The sequence below is a fragment of the Salinarchaeum sp. Harcht-Bsk1 genome (assembly GCF_000403645.1).
GTDB lineage: Archaea > Halobacteriota > Halobacteria > Halobacteriales > Salinarchaeaceae > Salinarchaeum.
In genome coordinates this window covers 1,261,367-1,283,369 of the sequence record NC_021313.1, presented here as the reverse complement: position 1 = coordinate 1,283,369, position 22,003 = coordinate 1,261,367, and the positions used below count along the sequence as shown (strand labels likewise).

The 22,003-nt window shown below is 64.8% G+C and carries 19 protein-coding genes; 12 read left to right on the top strand and 7 right to left on the bottom strand.

Features of this window, described 5'->3' with window-relative positions; translation table 11 throughout:
- The first annotated feature begins 23 nt into the window (after nucleotides 1–23).
- From L593_RS05985 to L593_RS05975, 3 genes are all read left to right on the top strand, one after another.
- Nucleotides 24–641, top strand: coding sequence for a class I SAM-dependent methyltransferase (locus tag L593_RS05985; RefSeq protein ID WP_020446043.1), 618 nt, complete (start codon nucleotides 24–26; stop codon nucleotides 639–641).
- Between the two features lie 71 nt (nucleotides 642–712).
- The gene (locus L593_RS05980) at nucleotides 713–1,729 is read left to right on the top strand and encodes a zinc-binding alcohol dehydrogenase (RefSeq protein WP_020446042.1); all 1,017 of its coding nucleotides are present in this window, start codon (nucleotides 713–715) and stop codon (nucleotides 1,727–1,729) included.
- Nucleotides 1,730–1,871: 142 nt separating this feature from the next.
- On the top strand, nucleotides 1,872–4,436 hold the full coding sequence (locus L593_RS05975; RefSeq protein ID WP_020446041.1) for a glycoside hydrolase family 2 protein: 2,565 nt from the start codon (nucleotides 1,872–1,874) through the stop codon (nucleotides 4,434–4,436).
- Between the two features lie 359 nt (nucleotides 4,437–4,795).
- Here L593_RS05975 and prf1 read toward each other — a convergent pair whose 3' ends face one another.
- The gene (gene prf1, locus L593_RS05970) at nucleotides 4,796–6,064 is read right to left on the bottom strand and encodes a peptide chain release factor aRF-1 (protein WP_020446040.1); all 1,269 of its coding nucleotides are present in this window, start codon (nucleotides 6,062–6,064) and stop codon (nucleotides 4,796–4,798) included.
- Nucleotides 6,065–6,074: 10 nt separating this feature from the next.
- Here prf1 and L593_RS05965 point away from each other — a divergent pair, with 10 nt between their 5' ends.
- Together L593_RS05965 and L593_RS05960 are read left to right on the top strand one after the other, a co-directional pair.
- Nucleotides 6,075–6,617, top strand: coding sequence for a hypothetical protein (locus L593_RS05965; RefSeq protein WP_144060709.1), 543 nt, complete (start codon nucleotides 6,075–6,077; stop codon nucleotides 6,615–6,617).
- Complete coding sequence (locus L593_RS05960; protein WP_020446038.1) at nucleotides 6,614–7,606, top strand: tyrosine-type recombinase/integrase; 993 nt, start codon at nucleotides 6,614–6,616, stop codon at nucleotides 7,604–7,606. Before L593_RS05965 ends, L593_RS05960 begins: the two co-directional genes overlap by 4 nt.
- A gap of 117 nt (nucleotides 7,607–7,723) precedes the next feature.
- Here L593_RS05960 and L593_RS05955 read toward each other — a convergent pair whose 3' ends face one another.
- Together L593_RS05955 and L593_RS15575 are read right to left on the bottom strand one after the other, a co-directional pair.
- Nucleotides 7,724–7,936, bottom strand: coding sequence for a hypothetical protein (locus tag L593_RS05955; RefSeq protein ID WP_020446037.1), 213 nt, complete (start codon nucleotides 7,934–7,936; stop codon nucleotides 7,724–7,726).
- On the bottom strand, nucleotides 7,933–8,340 hold the full coding sequence (locus tag L593_RS15575; protein WP_144060708.1) for a hypothetical protein: 408 nt from the start codon (nucleotides 8,338–8,340) through the stop codon (nucleotides 7,933–7,935). The genes L593_RS05955 and L593_RS15575 overlap by 4 nt, the downstream gene beginning before the upstream one ends.
- A gap of 865 nt (nucleotides 8,341–9,205) precedes the next feature.
- Between L593_RS15575 and L593_RS16515 the strand changes: the two genes are divergently transcribed.
- Nucleotides 9,206–10,069: a hypothetical protein gene (locus L593_RS16515; RefSeq protein ID WP_144060707.1), complete on the top strand. Its 864-nt coding sequence runs from the start codon at nucleotides 9,206–9,208 to the stop codon at nucleotides 10,067–10,069.
- A gap of 33 nt (nucleotides 10,070–10,102) precedes the next feature.
- On the opposite strand, the gene L593_RS15565 is transcribed toward L593_RS16515, so the two are convergent.
- On the bottom strand, nucleotides 10,103–10,543 hold the full coding sequence (locus tag L593_RS15565; protein ID WP_144060706.1) for an SHOCT domain-containing protein: 441 nt from the start codon (nucleotides 10,541–10,543) through the stop codon (nucleotides 10,103–10,105).
- A gap of 214 nt (nucleotides 10,544–10,757) precedes the next feature.
- On the opposite strand from L593_RS15565, the gene L593_RS05950 reads away from it, so the two are divergent.
- The 3 genes from L593_RS05950 (at nucleotide 10,758) to L593_RS05940 (ending at nucleotide 14,107) form a co-directional block, all read left to right on the top strand.
- Nucleotides 10,758–10,994: a hypothetical protein gene (locus L593_RS05950; protein ID WP_049893890.1), complete on the top strand. Its 237-nt coding sequence runs from the start codon at nucleotides 10,758–10,760 to the stop codon at nucleotides 10,992–10,994.
- Between the two features lie 650 nt (nucleotides 10,995–11,644).
- Nucleotides 11,645–13,006, top strand: coding sequence for an NAD(P)/FAD-dependent oxidoreductase (locus L593_RS05945; RefSeq protein WP_020446036.1), 1,362 nt, complete (start codon nucleotides 11,645–11,647; stop codon nucleotides 13,004–13,006).
- A 105-nt stretch (nucleotides 13,007–13,111) separates the two neighbouring features.
- Complete coding sequence (locus tag L593_RS05940) at nucleotides 13,112–14,107, top strand: peptidylprolyl isomerase (protein WP_020446035.1); 996 nt, start codon at nucleotides 13,112–13,114, stop codon at nucleotides 14,105–14,107.
- A gap of 198 nt (nucleotides 14,108–14,305) precedes the next feature.
- Here L593_RS05940 and L593_RS05935 read toward each other — a convergent pair whose 3' ends face one another.
- Nucleotides 14,306–14,932 carry a hypothetical protein gene (locus L593_RS05935; RefSeq protein WP_020446034.1) on the bottom strand — a complete coding sequence of 209 codons (627 nt, stop codon included), beginning with the start codon at nucleotides 14,930–14,932 and terminating at the stop codon, nucleotides 14,306–14,308.
- A gap of 317 nt (nucleotides 14,933–15,249) precedes the next feature.
- Here L593_RS05935 and L593_RS05930 point away from each other — a divergent pair, with 317 nt between their 5' ends.
- The 3 genes from L593_RS05930 to L593_RS05920 all read left to right on the top strand — a co-directional run bounded on the left by L593_RS05930 (nucleotide 15,250) and on the right by L593_RS05920 (nucleotide 20,719).
- A complete protein-coding gene (locus L593_RS05930; protein WP_020446033.1) occupies nucleotides 15,250–17,880 on the top strand; it encodes a hypothetical protein in 2,631 nt (876 codons plus the stop codon).
- A 105-nt stretch (nucleotides 17,881–17,985) separates the two neighbouring features.
- A complete protein-coding gene (locus L593_RS05925; RefSeq protein WP_020446032.1) occupies nucleotides 17,986–19,002 on the top strand; it encodes a hypothetical protein in 1,017 nt (338 codons plus the stop codon).
- Nucleotides 19,003–19,390: 388 nt separating this feature from the next.
- Complete coding sequence (locus L593_RS05920) at nucleotides 19,391–20,719, top strand: MFS transporter (protein WP_049893888.1); 1,329 nt, start codon at nucleotides 19,391–19,393, stop codon at nucleotides 20,717–20,719.
- Here the strand turns inward: L593_RS05920 and L593_RS05915 are convergent.
- Nucleotides 20,675–21,118: a DUF3054 domain-containing protein gene (locus tag L593_RS05915; RefSeq protein ID WP_020446030.1), complete on the bottom strand. Its 444-nt coding sequence runs from the start codon at nucleotides 21,116–21,118 to the stop codon at nucleotides 20,675–20,677. The genes L593_RS05920 and L593_RS05915 overlap by 45 nt on opposite strands.
- Nucleotides 21,119–21,434: 316 nt before the next feature.
- The gene (locus L593_RS05910) at nucleotides 21,435–21,875 is read right to left on the bottom strand and encodes an acyl-CoA thioesterase (RefSeq protein ID WP_020446029.1); all 441 of its coding nucleotides are present in this window, start codon (nucleotides 21,873–21,875) and stop codon (nucleotides 21,435–21,437) included.
- Nucleotides 21,876–22,003 lie beyond the last annotated feature (128 nt).

The window sequence follows — 22,003 nt, the reverse complement described above, 5'->3', positions numbered from 1 at the left end:
TCACCGCGCCGGGGGTCTCCACCATGAGTCTCTACCGTCCCCGGGCGCGACCGAAAGCCAGCGTCTACGACGCCGCCTACACCGGCGCCCCGAACTGGGACATCGGCCGGCCGCAGTCGGCGTTCGTCCGGCTGGAGGAGGCCGGCCTGATCGAGGATCCGGTGCTCGACGCCGGCTGCGGAACGGGCGAACTCGCCTGTTTCCTCGCGCGGCGCGGCCACCGCGTGCTCGGTGTCGACCTCTCGACGCTGGCGGTCCGCCAGGCCCGCGAGAAGGCGCGCTGGCGGCGGATCGACGCGCGATTTCTGGTCTGGGACGCGCTCCAGCTGGAGCGACTCGCCACCGCCGGCTTCTCGTTTCGCACCGTCGTCGACTCGGGACTGTTCCACGTCCTGGGGCCGGCCGAGCGCGACCGGCTCGCCGACGGACTCGCCGCGGTGCTCGAGCCGGGTGGGCTCTACGCCGTGCTCGGGGACGCCCGGCATCCGGATCGGGAGTTCTACGGGGTCACGCCCGGCGAGTTCGCCGACCGGTTCCCGGAACGCAGTGGCTGGGAACGGATCTTCGCCGTCGAGACGACGTTCGAGCGGCGCTGGGGCGGCAGTCCTGCGTTCTTCGTCGGCCTCCGACGGCGCGAGTAGCCCGCGTCGAATCACCGCTTCCATCGCCGGAAGCCCAACGACTATGCGGATTCCAGAGCCACATCGAAGCGATGAACCAGACCGTCGTCTTTCCAGACGCTCGTGAGGTTGCCGTGGAGGATCGGGACCGGCCGGAGCCGTCCGCCGACGAGGTCCTGATCGAGACGGACACCTCGCTGATCAGCGCCGGTACGGAGTGCACCGTCCTCTCCGGAGACTTCCCCGAGGGCTCCTTCTGGGACGACTACGCAGAGTTCCCGTTCGACCCGGGCTACGCCAACGTCGGGACGATCGCCGAGGTCGGCGACGACGCGACGACCGGCGCCACCGGCGAGGAGCTGGAGGTCGGCACCCGCGTCGCGACGTGGACTCCCCACGCCGAGTACGTCACCGCCGCGGCCGGGGACTGCGTCGTCGTGCCCGACGACGTCGACGACGAGCAGGCCTCGCTGTTCGCGATCGCCCAGATCGTCATGAACGGGGTTCGCCGCGGCCGCGTGGACTGGGGCGAGACGGTCGTCGTCTACGGGCTCGGCATCCTCGGCCAGCTCGCCGTCCGCTTCGCCCGGCTCGCCGGCGCCGACGTCGTCGTCGGCGTCGACCTCGCCGACCAGCGCCTCGAGTACCTCCCCGACGCGCCGGAGGTCGTCGGCGTGAACCCCACGGAGGAGGACCCGGCCGAGGCAGTCGAACGCGCCACCGGCGGCGACCTCGCCGACGTCTGCTTCGAGGTGACCGGCAACCCGGACGTCATTCCACAGGAGTTCGACGTGCTCCGCGAGCAGGCCCGACTCGTCCTGCTCTCGAGTCCACACGGCAAGACGACGCTGGACTTCCACGACCACGTGAACGCCCCGAGTCACGAGATTATCGGGGCCCACCAGTTGAGCCACGCGCCGGTGGCGACGCCCCGCGATCCCTGGACGAAGCCCGCCCACGCCGAACTGTTCTTCTCCTACCTGGAGCAGGGCCGGCTCTCGGTCGCGGACCTCTTCTCGCACGTCGAGGACGCCGCGGACGCCCCGGCCGTCTACGACTCGCTGCTGGGGGACCGCTCCGACGCGATGGCGGTTCGGCTGGAGTGGTAGGGCTGCGAGCGGAGTTCCCGGGAGTCGTCCGGGACGGAGCCCCGTTCTGATCGAGGCGCCCTCGGCCGGACGATCCCGGGTCGATTCCGGCGGGCTGACCCGGAGCAGTCAGCTACAAGGCCCAGGGTGAGCGCCTTCTCGTATGGCCGACCAGCTCACCAGCACGTCACTCGCCGGCGAGTGGTCCGTCCGGCAGGCCAGCGACGCGCCTGCCGACGCCCCCACCGACGCCGGCCTCGACGGCGACCTCGCCGCCGAGGTACCGGGCGACGTCTATCACGACCTGCTGCGCGCCGAGGCAATTCCCGATCCGTTCGTCGAGGACAACGAACTCGACGTGCAGTGGGTCGGCGAGACCGACTGGACCTACTCGCGAACGATCGAGGTCGACGGCGACCGACTGACCCACGACGAGCACCGCCTCGTCTTCGAGGGGCTCGACACCGTCGCCGAGGTGTTCGTCAACGGCGACTCGGTCGGACGCAGCGACAACATGTTCCAGCGGTACGAGTTCGATGTCGGGTCGGCGCTGTCGCCCGGCGAGAACGAGATCGAGGTGGCCTTCGAGTCGCCGGTCGAGTACGCTGCCGAGCGCGCCGGCGCCTACCCCTACGACGTCCGCTCGATCGAGTTCCCCGTCGAGCAGCCCCACCGGAACTTCATCCGCAAGGCGCAGTGTCACTTCGGCTGGGACTGGGGCACCTGCCTCCCGACGGTGGGTATCTGGCGGGACGCATTCCTCGTGTCCTTTTCCGCGCCGCGGATCACAGACGTCGCGGTGGGCCAGGAGCACGGCGAGAACGGAGCGGTGGATCTCGACGTGGACCTCCGCGTCGAATCTCCCGATGCAGGTGATTACGACGTCACCCTCGCCTTCGAGGACGACGATATCGACGCCGCAGCGACCGAGTCCGTCGCCCTCGGCTCAGGCGTCGACGAGGCCACCGTCTCGGTGTCCGTCGACGACCCAGACCTCTGGTGGCCCGCTGGTCACGGCGATCAGCCGCTCTACGATCTCCACGTCGAGATCGCGCCCGACGCGAGCGGCGAGACGGTCGCCGATGCGGCCTCCGAGCGGATCGGCTTCCGCGAGATCGAACTCGTCCGCGAACCCGACCAGGCGGGCGAGTCCTTCGGCTTCGAGGTCAACGGCCAGCCCGTCTACTCGAAGGGCGCGAACTGGATCCCGACCGACGGCATCCCGACGCGCGTCGACGACGCGGACTACGAGCGCCTCCTGTCCGACGCCGTCGACGCCAACATGAACACCATCCGGATCTGGGGCGGCGGCATCTACGAGCGCGACGCCTTCTACGAGGCCTGCGACGAGCAGGGCCTCCTCGTCTGGCAGGACTTCATGTTCGCCTGCGCGCTCTACCCCAGCGACGACGAGTTCCTCGACTCCGTCGCTGCCGAGGCCGAGTACCAGGTCCGCCGGCTGTCCTCCCATCCCTCGATCGCGCTGTGGTGTGGGAACAACGAGAACGAGGAGATGCTCCGGGAGTGGATCGGCGAGGGCGCCGACGACTACGACACCTACGCCGACGACTACGACTCGCTCTACCTCGACACGCTCGAACCGATCGTCGAGTCCGTCGACCCCGACGGCCGCGCGTACTGGCCGGCCTCACCGCACAGCACCTCCCCCGACGTGCTTCCCAACGACAACAGCGAGGGCGACGTCCACTTCTGGGACGTCTGGCACTCCGGCAAGCCCTTCTCGGCGTACCTCGACGCCGAGCCACGCTTCGCCTCCGAGTTCGGTTACCAGTCCTTCCCCTCGATCGAAACCCTCTCGGACGTCCTCGAACCCGCGGACATGAACCCGACCGCTCCGTTGATGGAGCACCACCAGCGCAACCCCGGCGGCAACGGCCGGATCCTCCAGCGGATGGTCGACCACTTCCGCGTCCCCTTCTCGATGGAGGACTTCGTCTACCTCAGCCAGGTCCAGCAGGGCCTCGCCATCGAGACCGCCATCGAGCACTGGCGTCGCCTGAAGCCCCACTGCGGCGGCACCATCTACTGGCAGCTCAACGACATGTGGCAGGTCGCCTCCTGGTCGTCGATCGAGTACGGCGGCCGCTGGAAGGCGCTCCAGCACATGGCGCGGCGGTTCTACGCGCCGGTGCTGGTCTCGATCACGCCCGTCGACGAGGACGGCGATCCGATCGGGCGCGACGAGGACCCCGGCGCGGCGCAGGTCTGGGTCACGAGCGACGAACCTCACGCCCTGGACGGCGACGTGGAGATCACTGCCGAGACGTTCGACGGCGAGATCCTCCACGAGGAGACGGTGGCGGCGGACCTCGACGCCCAGGAGAGCGCGGTCGTGGCGACGCTCGATCCCGACGCGCTCGGCGCGGAGGGTCTCGACGCCGACCTGTCCGATCTCCTGGTCCGAGCGGAGTACACCGGCGAGGAGGACTCGTACGTCGCAATCGAGGTCCTGAACGTCTACAAACAGCTCGAACTCCCCGAGGTCGACCTCGACGTCAGCGTCGACGGCGACGAGGTGACGGTCGCGGCCGACGGCGCCGCGCTCTACGTCCGGCTGGACCCCGGCGCGCTCGCCGGGCACTTCACGGACAACTTCTTCCACCTCGCTGCCGGCGAGGAGCGGACGGTAACGTTCGACCGCCAGGAGGGCGAGGACGGATCGGTCGCCGAGGCGCTCTCGGTGACGCACCTCCGCGAGACGTACTGAGCGGCCGGTTTCTCTTCGCGATTCGTCTCGGATCACGCCACGGCCTTCGGCAATCCGCCGGTGTCAGCACTCCCCGACAATTTCCACGGGGTGGGACTGGAAGGGGCCGACCGGTCGCGGCGTCTACCGATGTAAGCACTGCAGGGAAGGAGCGAAAGCGACTGAGCGAAGCGCGTCGTTCGAAAGGCGCTGCGCACCTTTCGTGATCACGAGAGATCGAAGATCTCTCGGACGACAGCGAGATAGACGCCGCGAGCGGGAGGGGGCTTCCTGGTGGTTTGCTGTTTCGCTGTTCCTGTCTGCAGTACTCGCCGATCGATCCAGCGAGGATCCGAAAAACCAACCGCTACGTCCCCCGATCAGACGCCCGTCGAATACCGCAACAGCCCGGCGATGCCGCCGAAGGCGTCCATCAGCTGTTCGCCCTTCTCGAAGTCCGTGGAGATGAAGGCCGTCTCCGTGCCGCGCTGCTCGGCGATGGCCATCAGGTGTTCGATGACGTCCTCGCGGTCCTCCTCGCTCACCTCGACCGTCTCGCCGCAGTCCTCGCAGTCGACCGACCCCGGCGTCGCGTGGCGGCGATCGACGAGTTCGTAGGTCGTGTTGCCGCAGGCGTCGCAGTCCGCGACGACGACGTCCTGGCGGAGATCCTCCGAGAGCAGAAGCGTCTCGACGGAGCCCATCATCAGGTTCTGGCGTGTCGCGTCGAACCCGTAGGTGGCCTCCTCGCCCTCGTGGAGCTGCTTGAAGAAGGTCTCCATGTGCTCCTTGTCTTGCATGATCTCCGCGTCGGCCAGGGCCTCAGACGCGTTGTCGACGAGGTCGTGGAGCCCGGACTCGTCGGTGTAGGAGACGTCGAACTTGCCGAGGACGAGGTCCTGCAGTTCGTGGTGGAGGTAGTCGCCGTCGAGGAACTCGTCCTTCGTGGGCGATGGGCCACCCACCAGGATGCCGTCCATCTCGTGGCGGTCGGGGACGAACAGTTCGTTGGCCATCCCAGCGACCTCCTGATAGAAGTTGTCGATGGCCTCGAGGCGCAGCCGGGCGAATCGCTGGGCGGACTGGCCACCTTTGCGCTGCTTGCCCGGGACCAACGACGAGGCGCTCTTGACGGGCTCGACCCGCTTACCCTTGAGCCAGCCGACGTTTGCCTCGCGGCGGTCGAGGACGATCAGGCCGTAGAGGCCCTTGTCCGCGAGCATGTACTCGAGGGGTCCGGTGAGGAAGTTCGAGTCGCAGTGATAGCGGAAGGACTCGATGGGATCCGGCGGGCTCTCGAGCACCTTCGTGACCATGTCGGTCTGGCCACCGCCGGCGTCGATGGCCCCCGAGAAGAGGACCATCCCGTTCTCCGGCGCCTCCTCGTAGTACTGCAGCCGCGACTTGATCGAGGACAGCGCGTCCTGGACGTTCGTCCGCGTCTGCTTGGACTTGATGTTGGAGGCCTCGCTGTGCTCCTGGGTGACGTGGGCCTGCACCTCGCTGATGCGGGTGCCGCCCGGGATGTAGATCGAGACGAGCTGGGTCCCGGAGCCCTCGTACTCCTCGAGCTCCTCGATGACCTTCTTGAACTCGTACTTCTGCCTGTCTCCGTAATCTTCCGTATTACTTTTCTCGGTGGACCCCATGGTGGCTCTTATGCCAGAAACAACGACCAAGACGGTAAAGGTCCCCGATTCACGGGCCGAGAAGTGGGACGAGTACGTGCAGGAGAACCCGGAAGTGGATTCCATCAGCCACCTCATCCGGCTCGCAGTGCAACGGGAGATCGACAACGACCGGCCCAGCGCACAACCTGTCGCCGACCCCACGGAAGACACTTCCTCGGGGGAAATCCTCACCGCCGTGCAGGGAATTCAGACGGCTGTCAGTGATCTGGAGGAGCGCATGTCTGCCCTCGAAGAAGTAGAGAAGGCAGAGGCCAGCTACGATCTCCAGAAGGCGATCTACGCAGTTCTGCCAGAAGATCCTGATTGCGTGATCGATGACGAGATACCTGGCCCTGAGAACGTGGAGGAGGCTGACCCTATCACTGCACGGGAAATCGCCCAACTGCTTGGTGCCGACTACCCCGAAGTTGAGGGGACCATTGATGGCATGGTGGAGGCCACGGCAGAAGTTCAGCGTAGCGACGTGAATCACGACGGGCGTTACTACTGGAAGCGAGGGGCTGGGCAATGAACGACGCCGAATTTAATCGTGTTATCAAGAGGGTAAAAAATAGCAAGACTGAGGCGACTGCTAACCAGTATGTTCCCAAGATCCGCGAGTTCCGAACGTGGCTTACAGAGGGAGAGAAAGATGACGAGGGAAACGTATTGCGTGAGCAGAAGCCCTTTGAGGAGGCTGACGTGATCGACGTAGAGGATTGGCTTGGAGAGCAGGATGAGAAGTACAGCAACGCCTCCAGTGTGGGGAAGGCCGATGCAGCGTTGGTCGCTGCCTTCGATGAACTAAACAAGCTCATAACATCGGGGAGAATCGACGGTGAGCCGTGGCCTCGGGATACCCCTGCCGACCGCGCCGACTACACCCCTAACGATACATCTACCATCAAGAGCCGGGAGTTGAAGCAAGACCTGCATTACTTGAAGCCCGACGAGGTAGATCAGATGGTCGAAGAGACGGACAAGCTCCGAGATGGACTGATAATTCGCCTTTTGTTCCAAACTGGCCTTAGAGTTTCTGAGCTAACTGATATCCGTCTTTCTGATCTTGACGAGGAATCCCGTTCTATCGCAGTCAGGGGGAAGGGTCGGAAGAACCGTACTGTGTTCTATCAGCCCTCTCTTGCACTTCCCATGCACATCTGGTTGACCGATAGACGGCCAGCGGTCTTCTACGCCGAAGAGAGTGAGTATCTTTTCCCGACGTCTCACTCCGAATGTATCACTCGGGCCGCTGTAACCGAGATGGTCAGAGAAGTGGCTGAGCAAGCCGGGATTCAAGAGGTATACGGCACGACCACAGATGGTGTCGAACGACACTCTGTTACTCCTCACGTTCTGCGCCACTCGTTCGCTATGGCGGCTCTCGATAACGGGTGGGACGTGTACACTCTCTCCCAAGCACTCGGGCACGCCTCAACCGAGATCACTACGTCCACCTATCTCCACGATGACGAGGAGCAGGTTAGGGAGGCGTACCAGCTACGTGGGCCTTCCAACTGACTCTTTGCCTGCATGGGGTCCGAATGCCCATTAGACGGGCTGAATCGGCTGATATCGGCACCCTAAGACCCATACAAGGGGTGTTTCAGATATATAGGGAATGTGATATTATTCGAGTCATCCCCGGCGAATTTCCATCAGTTCCTCTTGCTTCTGCGCAATCGCTTCCTCCGTCTCCAGTGAATCGACGGACTCGCTGGAAAGGTGCTCTTCCGCAAGCGTTCGAATGATCTCCTCCAGGGATGCACCCTCCGACAGCTCTGGGTGACGACGGGCCACGTGCTTGGCGAGTTGAACGGTGTTCTCCGATAGATGCTCGACGTCGTTCATTCACCGACCACTCCATTGCACCAGTTACGGAGCAAGAGTCTGATTCGCTGCGCGGTCTCACCATTGCGGCGGAAGGACTTTGCTGGCGATTGAGTGGAGATGTTGGCCTTGCGTAGTGCTGCGAATTCATCGCGGGTAACCGTCATCTCCACTGGCCAGTACGCATCACTATCGATCGCTTCCGGCTCGCTGGCCTGCACGTCGTCAGGTGAAACCTCACCACGCAGCACGGACCGAAGCCAATCCACCACGGCAGCATTGTGCGAGAGCGTAACGCCCTCTTGCGGTTCCGGTTCCCCGACGCTTTCGTAAGCCTCGCGCAAGATTGCAGTCTCGCGAGCAGGCAGATTCACAACAGCTGTATAAGTATTGGTAGCTCTGGGATTCTCGAAAGTAGCAGACATTAGCCGTCACCATCGAGATATTCTTCGGCCAGGAGACGCACGAACACGCCTCGTGGCACCTGTCTTCCCTCACCGAATCGCTCGTTAGACGCTTCGGCAAGAGTATCAAGCTCTTCCTCAGTCAGTCGCAGCATTGTATAGTTATCAGTAGTAGACATAGTTTAGCTAACGAGGAAATCAGGGCTTCCTCGCAAAGCCCGCAAGGTGCCGTCGTTCGAAGGGAGTTGCACCACGCTCCCTACAACTTACCGCGATCCATGAGCACGCTAGCAGTGAGCCTGCGGACACACTACGAGCAAAGACGTACCCCGTCAGGGGAAACGTTGGACAGTAGGTTTATCGGAGGCAGCAGGGGCAAAGATCGGAGGGTCCGAAAACCCTGCTACCTCCATTTATATAGTATATGCGCCGGACAACTTAAAAGAATTGATATAACATTTGCAATATGACTCGAACAGTGCGCACCCACAAAAATTTTCTTGGTAGGACACTTTCAACCGATAACGAAAATCGCCATATGCCTGCACAATTTCACGCCCAATCTTTGCGACCGACCGGGCAGCATTTAAATGGGCATGCAGAATCGTTATATTTAAAAACAAAGTTGACATGTAGTACAATTGAAGAGAATATCTATACAAGCTGTTACATCGAATAGAGTGAACTTTCAGAACTTTTAAGTAGCTGGAGCTACAATTAGTAGTAAGGAGATTGATATTACGGACTAGCGTCTATGCGATCTAAGAGCATGAAAGCAAGGGAGAAGGACCTTACCAAAGCCTCTCACTCTTTAGTACGGGCTGGAAACACTTAAATCTTCCGATAGCTCTGCCCTTGCTTGCATCCGTCTTCTCCTTGATATGCGATGCAAGAAAGCGAGATATACAATACTGACAGTACAGCAACTGAACCGAACCAATCTGCTGCATACCTGCAGCTTAGTTCGGACAAACACCTTTGCAAATTATCTGGACAAACGTGGGCGCAACAGAGCGCCAACTTCTGCGATTGGCTCCAGCAGGAAGGGCCTCACCAGAACAAGGGCCAGTACACTGCTCGATTCACTCACTCGAAGGCCCGATACCGATTCGCCAAGGTAGCTGACTGCGAGCGTTACTGCATCCGAGAGTATGACGATCTCCACACCGTATGGCTCTCGCTGAATGCACGAGCCAAGGCAGATACTGGCCTCTGGTACGACCCTCTCGACCACTACGATGGTTTCCAATCAGGGGCAGTGAGCAAGGCGCTAAGGCGATGCATCCCGTCAGATGACTACGTGGGCGTCTCCCTCCACTCGCCCCGTCAGACCGGCTACACGCACCGCCACGTGGCTCTCTGGATTGACGGCACCGTTGCGCAAGATGACTTCCAGGCCTTTATAAACTCATTCGTCAGGAATCACCCGACTGCGCGGGAATCGGACAATTCACCGGAGAAAGCAATCAGGGTGAATCGGGTAACCGGTAACGATCTCTCCCACTTGCCAGAGGGAGCGGACTCGGAGACTGAAGCGCAGAGGGGAAGGACCACCGCCTTGCCGCGAGAGATTGCGAGCAATCTGCCAGCCATGCAGGTGGACAACGATCTACAGCAAGCGCCGTGCCACGTTCGACTCTGGGCCTCGCTCCTCTGGGCAACGGACAAGCGAGCGTGGCAACCCTTGGGCGGATACGGTGGCTCTCGCTTGGATGAGTACGCCTCAAGAGAGAGAATGGACAGAAGATAGGTTTCAAGACTAGTAGCCAACCCAAACAGCCAATCAAAGCAACTCTTCTTTTTTCTCTTGGAATTCTTCGTCAGTTAGTGCACCTCTTTCATTCAGATCAGCAAGTTTCTCGATCTCGTCTGCAACACTTTGGGGAGAATCCAATTCTTGGTTCGCAGACTTCGAGTCACTGCCCCTACCCATTTGTTTTTTAATTTCTTTTACAGGATCCTTTCTAGTATTTTTTCCAGAGAACCCGCTGACTTTATAATCGTTAGATTCAGTTACAACAGTTAGCTTCCCAAGGGTCGATTGGGATATGCTCTTGATTTCCGAATATGGGATAGTGATCCATCCCTTCGAGAAAACATTTCCTCTTTGCTGGATTTCCATTCGATCATCGAATATCTTGATCTTGCCGCAAAAAGTGCGTTCGTTTGTATTCCCTGAGATTCTCACTTTACCCCCTCTTGCTTTCATGATCAACTCAGACATGATCCAGAGAACACTTCGCTAGATTGATAAAGATTTTCGCCGTTAGCAGTGGCAATCATTTTCGAAGAAGGGTAATCCGATAGAGCGGCAAGGGCGTGACTAGCTGCATACCTACAGTTTAGTTCGGACAAATGTACTTCAATACCAAGTCCTTCTTCGATTAACCGTCGCCACCGGGGCAACATATTTGTACGCTTCAGCCACTACAGGAAGCATGAGACGATCGAGAGCCGGCTCGGGAAACTACGGCAGCATCCTTGCTCTGATCGGAGTAGTGAGTTACATCGGTGCAGCCCTATCCCTGCTCGCGATCTTCATGCAGGGGTACCCCGTCGCACTGAGCGGAGGGAGTGTCTCAGAGATTCAACCGTACATCGTAGCCATGCTGTTGCTGATGGTCTCAGTTTCGATTCCGACGGGGGTTGCAGCGCTCTCCGACGCGGATTTCTGATTTTGCGGAACTATCGGCAGATATTTCCGCGTTTTGAGCCGTGCTGCCAGCACTCGCCACTCTCAAGCAAATTTTGCCAACTCGAAATACAAAATATTACTGTGGAGGAATTAACTCGTACTTTTGTCGATCGCTCTGTTCGGCCTCCTGCTCGCTCATTGTGGGAAAAGAGGTCCCGCGCGGTGTAAGTACCTGTTGAAGGTCGACTCGACGGGCTGTGGTGTGGTTTCGCGTGTGAATCGTCGGCGTGGTGGTAGGGTTGGTCGAGGAATCGAGACGGCCGTTCGCAGGGCAACAAACCGCTTGGAAGCCCCCGACCGCTCGCGCCCGCTCACTCGTTGCGCTCCTCGACTCAGTCGCTCCGCTCCTTCGTCTGCGGTGCTTATTCCGAAAGACTTCGCTTCGCTCGTCTTTCGACGTTCGCCTCGCTCCGCTCGGCTCACCTTCGTGAGCGAACGCGAGCAGTCGGCCCCTTCCAGTCCCACCCGATGGTGGTCGGTGAAATCCCGCGAAACCCCGGTGGTTTGCGAAGGCTCGCGGTAGCCGGCGGCGGCTGGTGCCGCTGCTGTCCTCGGTGCCGGTGTGGCAAAATGTGAATCAGGTGGTGCGAAATGGGTGTATTAAAGGCGTCGGGGGCGGGCGTAGCCAGTATGGACCGGTACGACGTGGCGATCGTCGGTGGGGGACCGGCGGGCGCCGCAGCAGCCTACGAGGCCGCCAGCCGGGGCGCCGAAGCGGTCGTCCTGGAGAAGGGCGTTCCGCGCGCCGACCGCGATGGGCTGGGGCCGGACTCGACGGACGCCGCGGGCATGCTCGACTACTGGATCGAGATCATGGGCATCGACCCCGACGAGCTCCCCGACGACGTCATCTTGCAGGAGCTCTCGGGCACGGAGTTCGAGGGGCCCACCGAATCGCTCCGCCTCGAACGCACCGGCATGGAGGCCGACTACCCGCACTTCGGGTACACCTTCCAGCGTGCCCGGATGGACGACTGGCTCATCGAGCGCGCGGAGGACGCTGGCGCGGAGTACCGCGTCGAGGCGAGCGTGACCGGCGTGGACTCCGATCTGACGGGCGATCCCGAGCACACCGTCTCGTTGCGTAACGGCGAGGAGATCCAGGCTGACCGCCTCGTCCTCTCCGACGGCCCGCAGCGCCAGGTCACGAATCGCGTACTCGATCCGCTCCTCCCCGACGGGCAGGACATTACGGACTACGTCGGCACCACGAAAGCGAACCACATCGCCTACCAGGAGCACCGCGAGTTCCCCGAGGACGCGATCGAGAAAGACATGTTGCGGTTCTGGTGGGGCGCGATGCCCGGCGAGACGGCGTACCCGTGGGTCTTTCCCAACGACGGCACCGTCGCCCGCGTCGGGCTGACGATGCCGATCGGGCTCGACATCGACGACTTTCCGAACCAGGAGGAGTACCTCCTGCTCGACGCCGATGACGACTCGATTCCGTCGGGCTCGGAGTACATCGAGCGCCTGCTCGAACGCGCTTACCCCGAGTACGATCTCGAGGACTTCCCGCTCGTGGAGGACCGCGGGAAGCGCGACGGCACCGAGACCTACGCCATCTCCTCGACGCGCCCGATCGACTCGCCGACGGGCGCGGGAATCGCCATCGCGGGCGGTGCGATGGGCACGACCTCCGCCTTCCACGAGGGCGGGTATCACGTCGCCGTGCGCTCGGGCGCCATCGCGGGCGAACTCGCCGCCACCCGCCGGCTCGAAGCCTACAACGAGGCCTGGAAAGAGGCCATCGGGGACGAGATCCTCCGGAACGTCTCCTTCGCGGACATCGTCGCCGACTACGAGCCCGCGGACTGGGACCGCGCGTTCAGCACCGCTCGGAAACTCATGCAGCGGGAGGGCTCGCTGATTGGGTTCTCCCCGCGAGCGGGGTTCTCTGGCCTCAAACTCTTCGCGCAGTACTGGTGGACGAAGCGAAAATTCCGCGACGGCGGGTACGTGCAGCTCCACGAGGACGAGTTCGAGGTCTGAGCGCTCCGCTTCGTCGCTCCACACGCTGCAGCCGGCCAGCTACGCCGACGCGCCCCTCGCCCCCGAAACGTGGCCCTTATATGGCGAACGGCAGTCGGTATCCGTATGACCGAGGACGACGCCGAGGCTGCAGAGGACGCAGCCGAGGAGGCCGCAGAGGCTGAGGCCGAAGACAACGGCGACGAGGAGTCGGGACTACAGGAGGGCGACTTCGTCCGCCTGTCCTACACCGCTCGCGAGACCCAGGACGGCGGCCTCGTCGACACGACCTCCCAGGAGGTCGCCGAGGAGGAGGGCGTCGCGGACGAGGACCAGACGTTCGAGCCCCGCATCATCGTGCTGGGCGAGGGCCACCTCTTCGAGCCAGTCGAGGAGGCGATCAAGGGGCAGGAGGAGGGTGACTCCGGCACCGTCACCGTTCCCGCCGAGGAGGCCTTCGGCGAGAAGGACCCCGAGCAGGTCCGCACCGTCGCGGCCGACAAGGTCCCCGAGGACGAGCGCTACCCCGGCGCGCACGTCCAGATCGACGGCGAGCACGGCCACGTCGAGGCGATCATCGGCGGCCGCGCACGCGTCGACTTCAACCACGCACTCGCGGGCCGTGACATCGAGTACGAGTACGAGATCCTCGACGTCGTCGACGACCGCCTGGAACGCGCCCAGGGCCTCGTCAACGCCTTCCTCGACATCGACCTCGAGATGTGGTTCGAGACCGACGAGGTCGAGGAGGAGACCTACGTCAGCCCGAGCGAGGAAGAGGGCGAAGACGAGGACACTGAGGGCGACGAGGACGAAGACGTCGAGGGCCACTTCGAGACCGAACTCGTCGAGAAGGAGTCCCTCTACATCGAGGCGACCCCGCAGCTCACGATGAACCAGCAGTGGATGATGGGCAAGCAGCAGATCGCCCAGCAGCTCATCGACCGCCTCGGCATCGACCGCGTCGTCGTGCAGGAAACCATCGACGGCATGGGCGCGGGCCCGATGGGCGGCATGATGGGCGGCATGGGTGGCGGTGGCGAGGGCGACATCGAGGACGCCCTCGAGGACGCCGACGTCGACGCGGACGAACTCGTCGAAGAACTCGAAGACGACGCGTAACGCGGTCGAATTTGGCGGCTTCGCGGCTTTTCCGGTCTCGTTTCGCGGAGCGACCGCTGGACCTGGAGCGCAGACCGGTCTGGACACCTGGATCGCTCCGACCGTCGGGCAACTGGGCGGGCTGGCGTCGAGGGCGCTAGAAAGCGACAGCGAGCGGTCTGGGGTCGACGCTGCAACCGGCAGCACCGCCAGCCGACGTCACGCGATGTCGCGGCTCGTGTCGATGTCGACCTCGCCAGTCAACTGTAGCTTGATGGTCTCGGTGAGCGGCTGTCCGCCGCGGAACTTCGGCACGGCGAGGAAGTTGACGAGGTCGGAGCCTCGGGTCGTGGTATCGAGGTCGAACACGACATCCGCCATGTGCTCGGTGGTGTCGCGGTTGTCGGGTGGGTTCTGGCCGTCGAGACAGTGGAGGAAGGCGATCGAACCGGTGTTGACCATGTGGGTCTGGAGCTCGTTGAGGAAGTTCGTATAGCGGGCGTCCTCGCGGTGTTCGAGCACGTCCACGGGGTCGATGATCAGGTTCGCGCCCTCCGGGAGCGCCCGGATCAGGCGGTTGGCCTGATCGAGGGGTTCGCTGCCGGCGATGTCCCGCACCGTCGGGCTGCCGACCGGGGCCTCCGTCGAGTCGATGGCGTCGCGGACGGCCTGATCGGAGCGCTTGGTCGTGATGTAGAGCGTCCCGCGGGTGTTCGTCAACTGGTAGAGTAACAGCTCGGACTGGCTCGCGGGGTCGGCACTGACGGCCACCAGGCTCCCGGCGGGGATCCCGCCAGCGAGCTTCCTGTCGAGGACATCGATCCCCGTTTCGAGCCGAGCAGGCATTCGGAATTGATGTAGCAGCGGGATGGGGTATAAGGCTTCGGCCGTAACAGTCAAGCAGCACCGACCTGCGTCCGGCGCGACGATGGCGCGTGGCGGACGCCCTCGCCCGGGACGAACCACCCGCGCAACCCCGCTTTGGCTTCTCTCTGCCCGTTGCAGGTCCGATGACTGACCGTTGGTCCATAGCACGCCACCAGTTCGCAATAGTATAGTATCCACGTCCCTCTTCGATTATCCCAGATAGCGACCGAGAACTAGCGTGGTACTCCGTTTCACCCGTCGTTTCATTTATAGGCGTGCTCGGGGAATGGGTGTCCATGAGTACCGAGGGCGCCCCCGACGACGAGATCACCGTCTCCGACAACGGAATCACGGTGGAAAAGGAGTTCAGCGCCGACGACTTCCCGGTGCCGGCCATCCGATTTCTGATTCGCTCCGAGCGATCCGAGACGGTCTCCGTCCGTCTCTCCGAGTCCATTCCGGAGGAGTTTCCGATGGACGGCGTCGGCTTCCACCCCGACTACGAGAGCGACAACTGGGCTGCGTTCCAGGACCACCACGTCGAGTACGAGCGCGAACTCGACCCCGACGAGGAGATCGAGACGGTGTACGCGATCCGGATCGACGACCCCTCCGAAGCCGATCCGTTCCTGACTCCGCCCGAGATCGCGGAGGTCAGCCCTGCCGGCGACGCCGTCTCGCTCGAGCCCGGCGCCGGCGAGTCCATCGACGGCACGACCATCGACGACATCGCGCCCGCCGAGGACGACGAGGCGGTCAAGGACATGATCGCCGGCGAGGCCGAAGACGGTGCGGACGCGGCGGCGGACGCCACTGCGGACTCCCCCGAGGGGGACGACGCCGCAGCGGACCCGCTGGCGGACGACGCAACGGACCCGCTGGCGGACGACGCAACGGACCCGCTGGCAGGGGACGACGCCGGCGAGGATCTCGATCTCGACCTCGGGGACGTCGACACGGAGCCCGAGGACCTGGCCGCCGACGCCGACGACGATCCGACGGACGATGTCCCCGACATCGATCTCGGCTTCGACGAGGCCGATCCGGCGGAGGGTGACGCCGCCGACGCCGACGCGAGCGATCTCGACCTCGGGCTGGATGACGACGATCTCGGCGCGATCGACGAGGAGGCGCCTGCCGAAACGGATGCAGTCGAGGGAGAGGACGCGGACGTGACGGACGAGGCTGCGGCCGAAGCAGTTGAACCGGGCGAGGAGGCAGCTGAACCGGAGGGGGCGGCCGACGACCCCGACGAAACGACAGCCGAATCGGACGACGCCGAGGCGGACGACGAGTCCGCTGCCGACGCGCCGGAGATCGAAATCGACGTGGACGCCGCCGAGGAGAAAGTCGAGGGTACCGGGGAGGATGCGGAAGGCGAGGCGGACGAGCCGGCGGCCGACGAACCGGACGAAGCGGCGGCCGAGGCAGCCGATGCCGACGACGAGTCCGGCCCCGTGGACGACGAGCCGATTCTCGACCTCGCCGACGCCGAGGACGCTGCCGCCGAGGAGCCCGACGCTGACGAAGGGGAGGCAGACGAGGGTGCGGCCGACGAGGATGCGGCCGACGACGCGGACGCCATCGCCGTCGAGGAACCAGCCGACGACGTCGACGCCACCGAGGTAGCCGCAGCCGAGAGCGACGACGCACCGGCCGACGAGGAAGCGGACGACGAGGCCGAGGAGACTGCCGAGGAAGCTGGGCCCGAGGACGACGAGGAAACGGCCGACGAACCTGCATCGGCCGACGACGTCGAGGACGAAACGGACGAGTCCGCCCCCGAGAGCGGCATCGAGGCCGCCGTCGACGAGGCCGTCGCCGGCGCGGAGGCTGCCGAGCCCGCCGCTTCCGCAGCGGACGAACCCGACGCCGACGAGGAAGCCGATGCCGAGGCGGACGCCGAAGCGGAGGAAGCAGCCGAAACCGAGGAGGCGGCCGGTGCGAAAGCAGATGCCGAGGAAGCCGTCGTCGAGGACGACGAAGTGGCCGAGGCTGCAGACGCCGACGGTGTAGACGCAGCGGATGTAGCTGCCGAGGAAGCTGACGACGCGGAAGCGGCCGAGGAGGAACCCGCCCCGGAGCCAGTCGCGACCGGGCCCGCCGTCGAGGCGCTCGACGAACACGACTCGCTGGCGGGCGCCCTCGCCGCGGAGCTCGAATCCGGCGACGTGCCCGAGGAAGACCGCGAGGCCCTCGAGGACGCCCTCGATGTCGAAGCCGAGGACGCTGGTGGCGCAGGCGGCGCTGCAGCGGGCGGCGCCTTCGAGGCCAAGCTGAACCACCTCCAGGGTCGCGTGGACGACGTGGCGGCCTACGCCGACGCGATGGAGGCGTTCCTCGACGAGGAGGGTACCGGCCAGCAGCTCATCGAGGAGTTCCGCGAGGAGGTCGAGGCGCTGGACGCGGAGGTGAGCGGCTTCGCCGAGCAGATCGACGCGATCGAGGCCGACGTGGACGATGTCGAGGCGGACGTCGACGCGGTTGAGGCCGAGGTCGACGACGCCGCGACCGACCTCGACGACCTCACCGACTGGGTCGGCGACCTCGACGACGACGTTTCGGAGGTCTTCGCGGAGGTCGACAACGTCGCCGACGATGTGGCGACCGTCGAGGAGGAGGTCGCGACGATCGAGGACGACCTCGAGTCGACCGACGCGGCCGTCGACGCCGTCGAGAGCGACGTGGACGCCGTGGAGACGGACGTCGACTCGATGGAGACCGACGTCGACGAGCTCCAGGCGACGCTCGACGAGGTCGAGGCAGCCGTCGACGACGTGGAGGCGGACCTCCAGGACGACGTCGAGGACCTGCGCAGCCGCCTCGACGAACTCTCGTCAGTCGAGGACGAGGTCGAGGACCTCGCAGCCGACGTCGAGGACATCAAGCAGTGGCGCAGCCAGCTCGGCGAGATGTTCACCGACTGAGCGTCCGGATCGTCGGTCGTTCTCGATTTTCTCGTCTGCTCGACGGCTCCCCAGCGGCAGCGCCGAAACGCAACGAATAACCTCGGCCGCGGCCCGATTCCTGTCATGACCGAGCCGGTCGACGTCGCAGTGCCTCGCAAGGGACGCCCCCTGGAGGCCGTTCTCGGACGTCTCGCGGATCGAGCGGGAGACGCGAGTGCTGCCCCGACCGGCCACCATCGCGACGTCGCGAGCACCGGCGAGGACGGGACTCCCAGCGCTGGTGGGACGCCGTCCGACGCCCCGACCGTCGCCGAGGTCGCGGACGACGTCATCTCGACGCTGCGCTACGAGAAAGCCGTCACCAAGGACGCCGCCGAGGACGATCCCGACGCCACCGTCTACGACCGGCTCGCCGAGTACAGCGACCTCGAAGCGCCCTACCGCCCCGAGTACACGCTGCTGCGGGACGACCGCGCGGGGCGTCCACGCCGGATCGTCTTCGACGCCCTGACGCTGTGGATCGACGGCACGCCGATCCGGCTCGTCGGCCGCGAGGAGCCGTTCCGCGCCGTCCGGACCCACGAAGTGCCGCTGGCGTTCGACAGCGCGGACCTCGTCCTCGAGGAGGTCGTCGAACTCCGCCCCGAGCCGCTCACCTCCATCGACGACGTCAACGCCCGGATCGATCCCCAGGACACCGACGTTCGGGTCGCCACCGGCCTCGGCGACACCGTGCACCACACCCTCCTCGGCACCCCGGAACTCCGGACCGCGGGCGACGGTCCCCCGGACGAACTCGACAGATCGTTCGTCGCGGACTACGAGGGCCCGCTCTGCGTCTCGCCGCGCTACGAGCGCCTCGTCGCCGCCGTCCTCGGCACGGACGCCATCGAGGGCGTCGAGTTCGTCCACCCAGAGAACGGCCGCGATGAGGAGGCCGCCATCGCCGACGCCGGCCTCGGCGTCTACCTCACCGTCACCGGTTCGACCGCGCGCGAGCACGGCCTCGAACTCGGCTCGAAGCTGTTCCCCAGCGAGACGGTCCTGATGGAGAACGTCGTCGAGACCGGGTCGCCGGAGGATCGCGTCCGCTCGCTGATCGCGGGCGAGGACATCGAGACCGCGCTCTCCGTGCCCTGATCCAGCGCGCGGTTTTTCTCGGCGGTCCCGGGTCCCGACGGCGGCGCTCCACCGGGATCCCTCGGTACCGCAGCCGCGTCCTTCCACGCGCTCAGGTGGTCTGCTCAATCACAGGGTGGGACTGGAAGGGGCCGACCGCTCGCCGGTATCTGACGAAGCAAGCACCGCGACGAGGGAGCGAAGCGACCGAGTGAGGAGCGTCGTTCGAAAGAGCGGAGCTCTTTCGTGATCACGAGAGATCTTCGATCTCTCGGACGACAGCGAGTCAGGATCGGCGAGCAGGAGGGGCTTCCGAGCGGCCCGCTGCCTCTGCCGTACGACAGGATATCCGTCTGAAATTCCGCTCCCAACGCATTCAAACGACCACCGGTCTTACCCCCGAGCAACCGTGAATTCGGAGGATCGACGGGTGGTGGGGACGGCCGCGTCAGCCCACGCGCTCGTCCACGCTCACGAACTGTCGATCCCGATTCTCATCTCGGTCTGGCTCGCGGAGTACTCCGTCACGCCGGCGCTGCTTGGCGTCGTCGCGACGGTCGCGTACGGTTTCTTCGGCGCGGGGGCGCTTCCCGCCGGGGTCCTCGCGGATCGAGTCGGCGCGAGCAGATTGATCGGCGCGAGCCTGCTCGGTGCCGGCGGCGCCTTCCTCCTCGTCGGCGGTGCGGGCTGGCTCCCGATCGACGACGTGGCGCCGCTCGGCGTGCCGGGTCCGATCTGGGCGATCGCGCTGGCCCTCGCGCTCTGGGGCGTCGCCGCGAGCGCCTACCATCCCTCGGGGCTCACCCTCCTGAGCACCGCCGTCGAGCAGCGGGGCCGCGGGTTCGCCCTCCACGGTGCGGCCGGTAACCTCGGCATCGCAACGGGCCCGCTCGTGACGATCCTCCTGCTCGAGGTGCTCGCCTGGCAGACCGTCGCGCTCGTCCTCGGGATCGGCGGGATCGTCGTCGGGGCGACGGCGACTATCCTCGACGTCGATACGACTGTCGACGCCGCTGGCGACTCGCCAGTTGACGACCCCGACGCAGAGGCGACCCCCGACGGCGGCGAAAGCAGGGATGAGTCGGCCGGCGACGGGGCGACCGACTCCCCCTCCCTCCGCGACGAGCTCTCGACCATCCGCTCCGTGCTCGGCGGCCCCTTCCTCGTCGTCCTTGCGATCGTGATCGCTTCCGGCCTGTACTACCGCGGCGCGCTCACCTTCCTCCCCGAGATCCTCGCGGACCTCGAGTGGCTCGGGCCGATCGACCTCGGGAGTAGGGAGCTCCCCGCATCCCGACTCGTCTACGTCGGCGTGCTCGCCGTCGGCGTCGTCGGCCAGCTGATCGGCGGCCGACTCTCCGACACGCTCGAACCGGCCCGCGGGATCGCCGCTGCCTTCCTGGGCCTCACGGCGCTCGCGGTCGTCTTCCCGATCGCTGCGGCCGCTGGGGCGGCGCCGTTGCTCGTCGTCGCCGCGCTCCTCGGCGGCGCGCTGTTCGTCGTCCAGCCGCTCTACCAGGCAGCCGTCGCCGAGTTCACGCCCGAGGCAGCCCGCGGCGCGTCCTACGGCCTCACCTACCTCTGCGTGTTCGGCATCGGTGCGCTCGGCGGCGCGCTCGCTGGTGGACTGCTCACGATCGCGACTGCAGAAGCACTCTTCCTCGGGCTCGCCGGCATCGCGGCTGTCGCGGCCCTACTCGCCGGCGGGCTCGCGACCGGCCGACTCGGCCGCGCCTGAGCGGTAGCGGGTGACGGTGATCGCGGCGGATCGCCAGAACAGGAGTCCCAGCGTGATCGTGCCGAGCATCACGAGTCCGAACGGCCACGCGGCGCCGCCCTCGATCGCGGGCGACGTTCGGATCACGAGGCCGACGCCGACCGCGCCGATCGCCGCCGCGGCGACCGACCGGAGCTGCGCGGCTGCGGTGGCGGTGTGCGCTGGTTCGTAGGTCCCCACGAGCACCGTGGCGACGGCGATCCCCACCAGGAACGGGCCGATCGTCTCGACGACCTCCTGGAGGTCGGTGAGGCCCTCGAGTCCGTGGTGGTCGACGATCCCCCAGCCGACGATCGCGATCACCGCGAGGTGGTCGCCGGCCGCGAGGGCGAGGCCGTTTCGATCCGGCGCCTCGAACATGGTCGGCCGTACGTGGCGGGATCGAAAGTGCCTGCTGATTCGCGGTCGATCGCTGGTGGCAAGACTACTCTCCGGAACGACCCCGCGGGAAGCTTCTAGGAAGCCCCCGACCGCTCGACCGGTTACACTCGCTGTGCTCCTCGCTCCCTTCGGTCGCTGCGGTGCTTACTTCGTCTAACCGGTCGAGCGGCCGGCCCCTTCCAATCCCACCCGATGGTAGCGTTCAGGGATCGCGAACACCCGGTGGAGGGTTCGGTTGCCCGAAACTCTGGTGGACGGAACTCTGTCGCGTCTTCGACGGCGGCCGGCGCGCCAACTAGGGTTCCCGGGACTCCAGCGCCGCGGCGCGGAGGTTCTCCCCGCGCTCGGTCTCGACCATGAGGTCGGGTACTTTGGTGGGTTTCATGTTCTCGTCGACGGCGACGAAGACGGCGTGGGAGGTGGTGGTCCGCTCGCGCTCGCCGGTGCGGGGATTCTCGCGGTCGGCGGTCAGGCGGACGCGGACGCTCGTGTTCCCGGTATCGTAGACGTAGGACTCGATGACGGCGATGTCGCCGACGCCGATCGGCCGGTGGAACTCGATGGGGTCCATGCGCGCGGTGACGCAGGTCTCGCCAGCGAAACGCATCGCCGACATTGCGCTGACCTCGTCGAGCCACTTCATCACGTCGCCACCGTGGGCCGTCCCGACGGTGTTGGCGTGGTTGGGCTGGACGCGGTGGCGGTTCTCGATGTAGCTGTCCAGGAGCGTTGGCATGTGAGCACTGTCGCTCGGTCGCGTGATGAGGGTTTGGGGTCGGCTGGCGATCCGACCGCCGCCAGCGACTGGATCCAATACTCGTCGGAGAGAAAGAGAGCAACCGGCACGCACGGATCGGTTTCCGA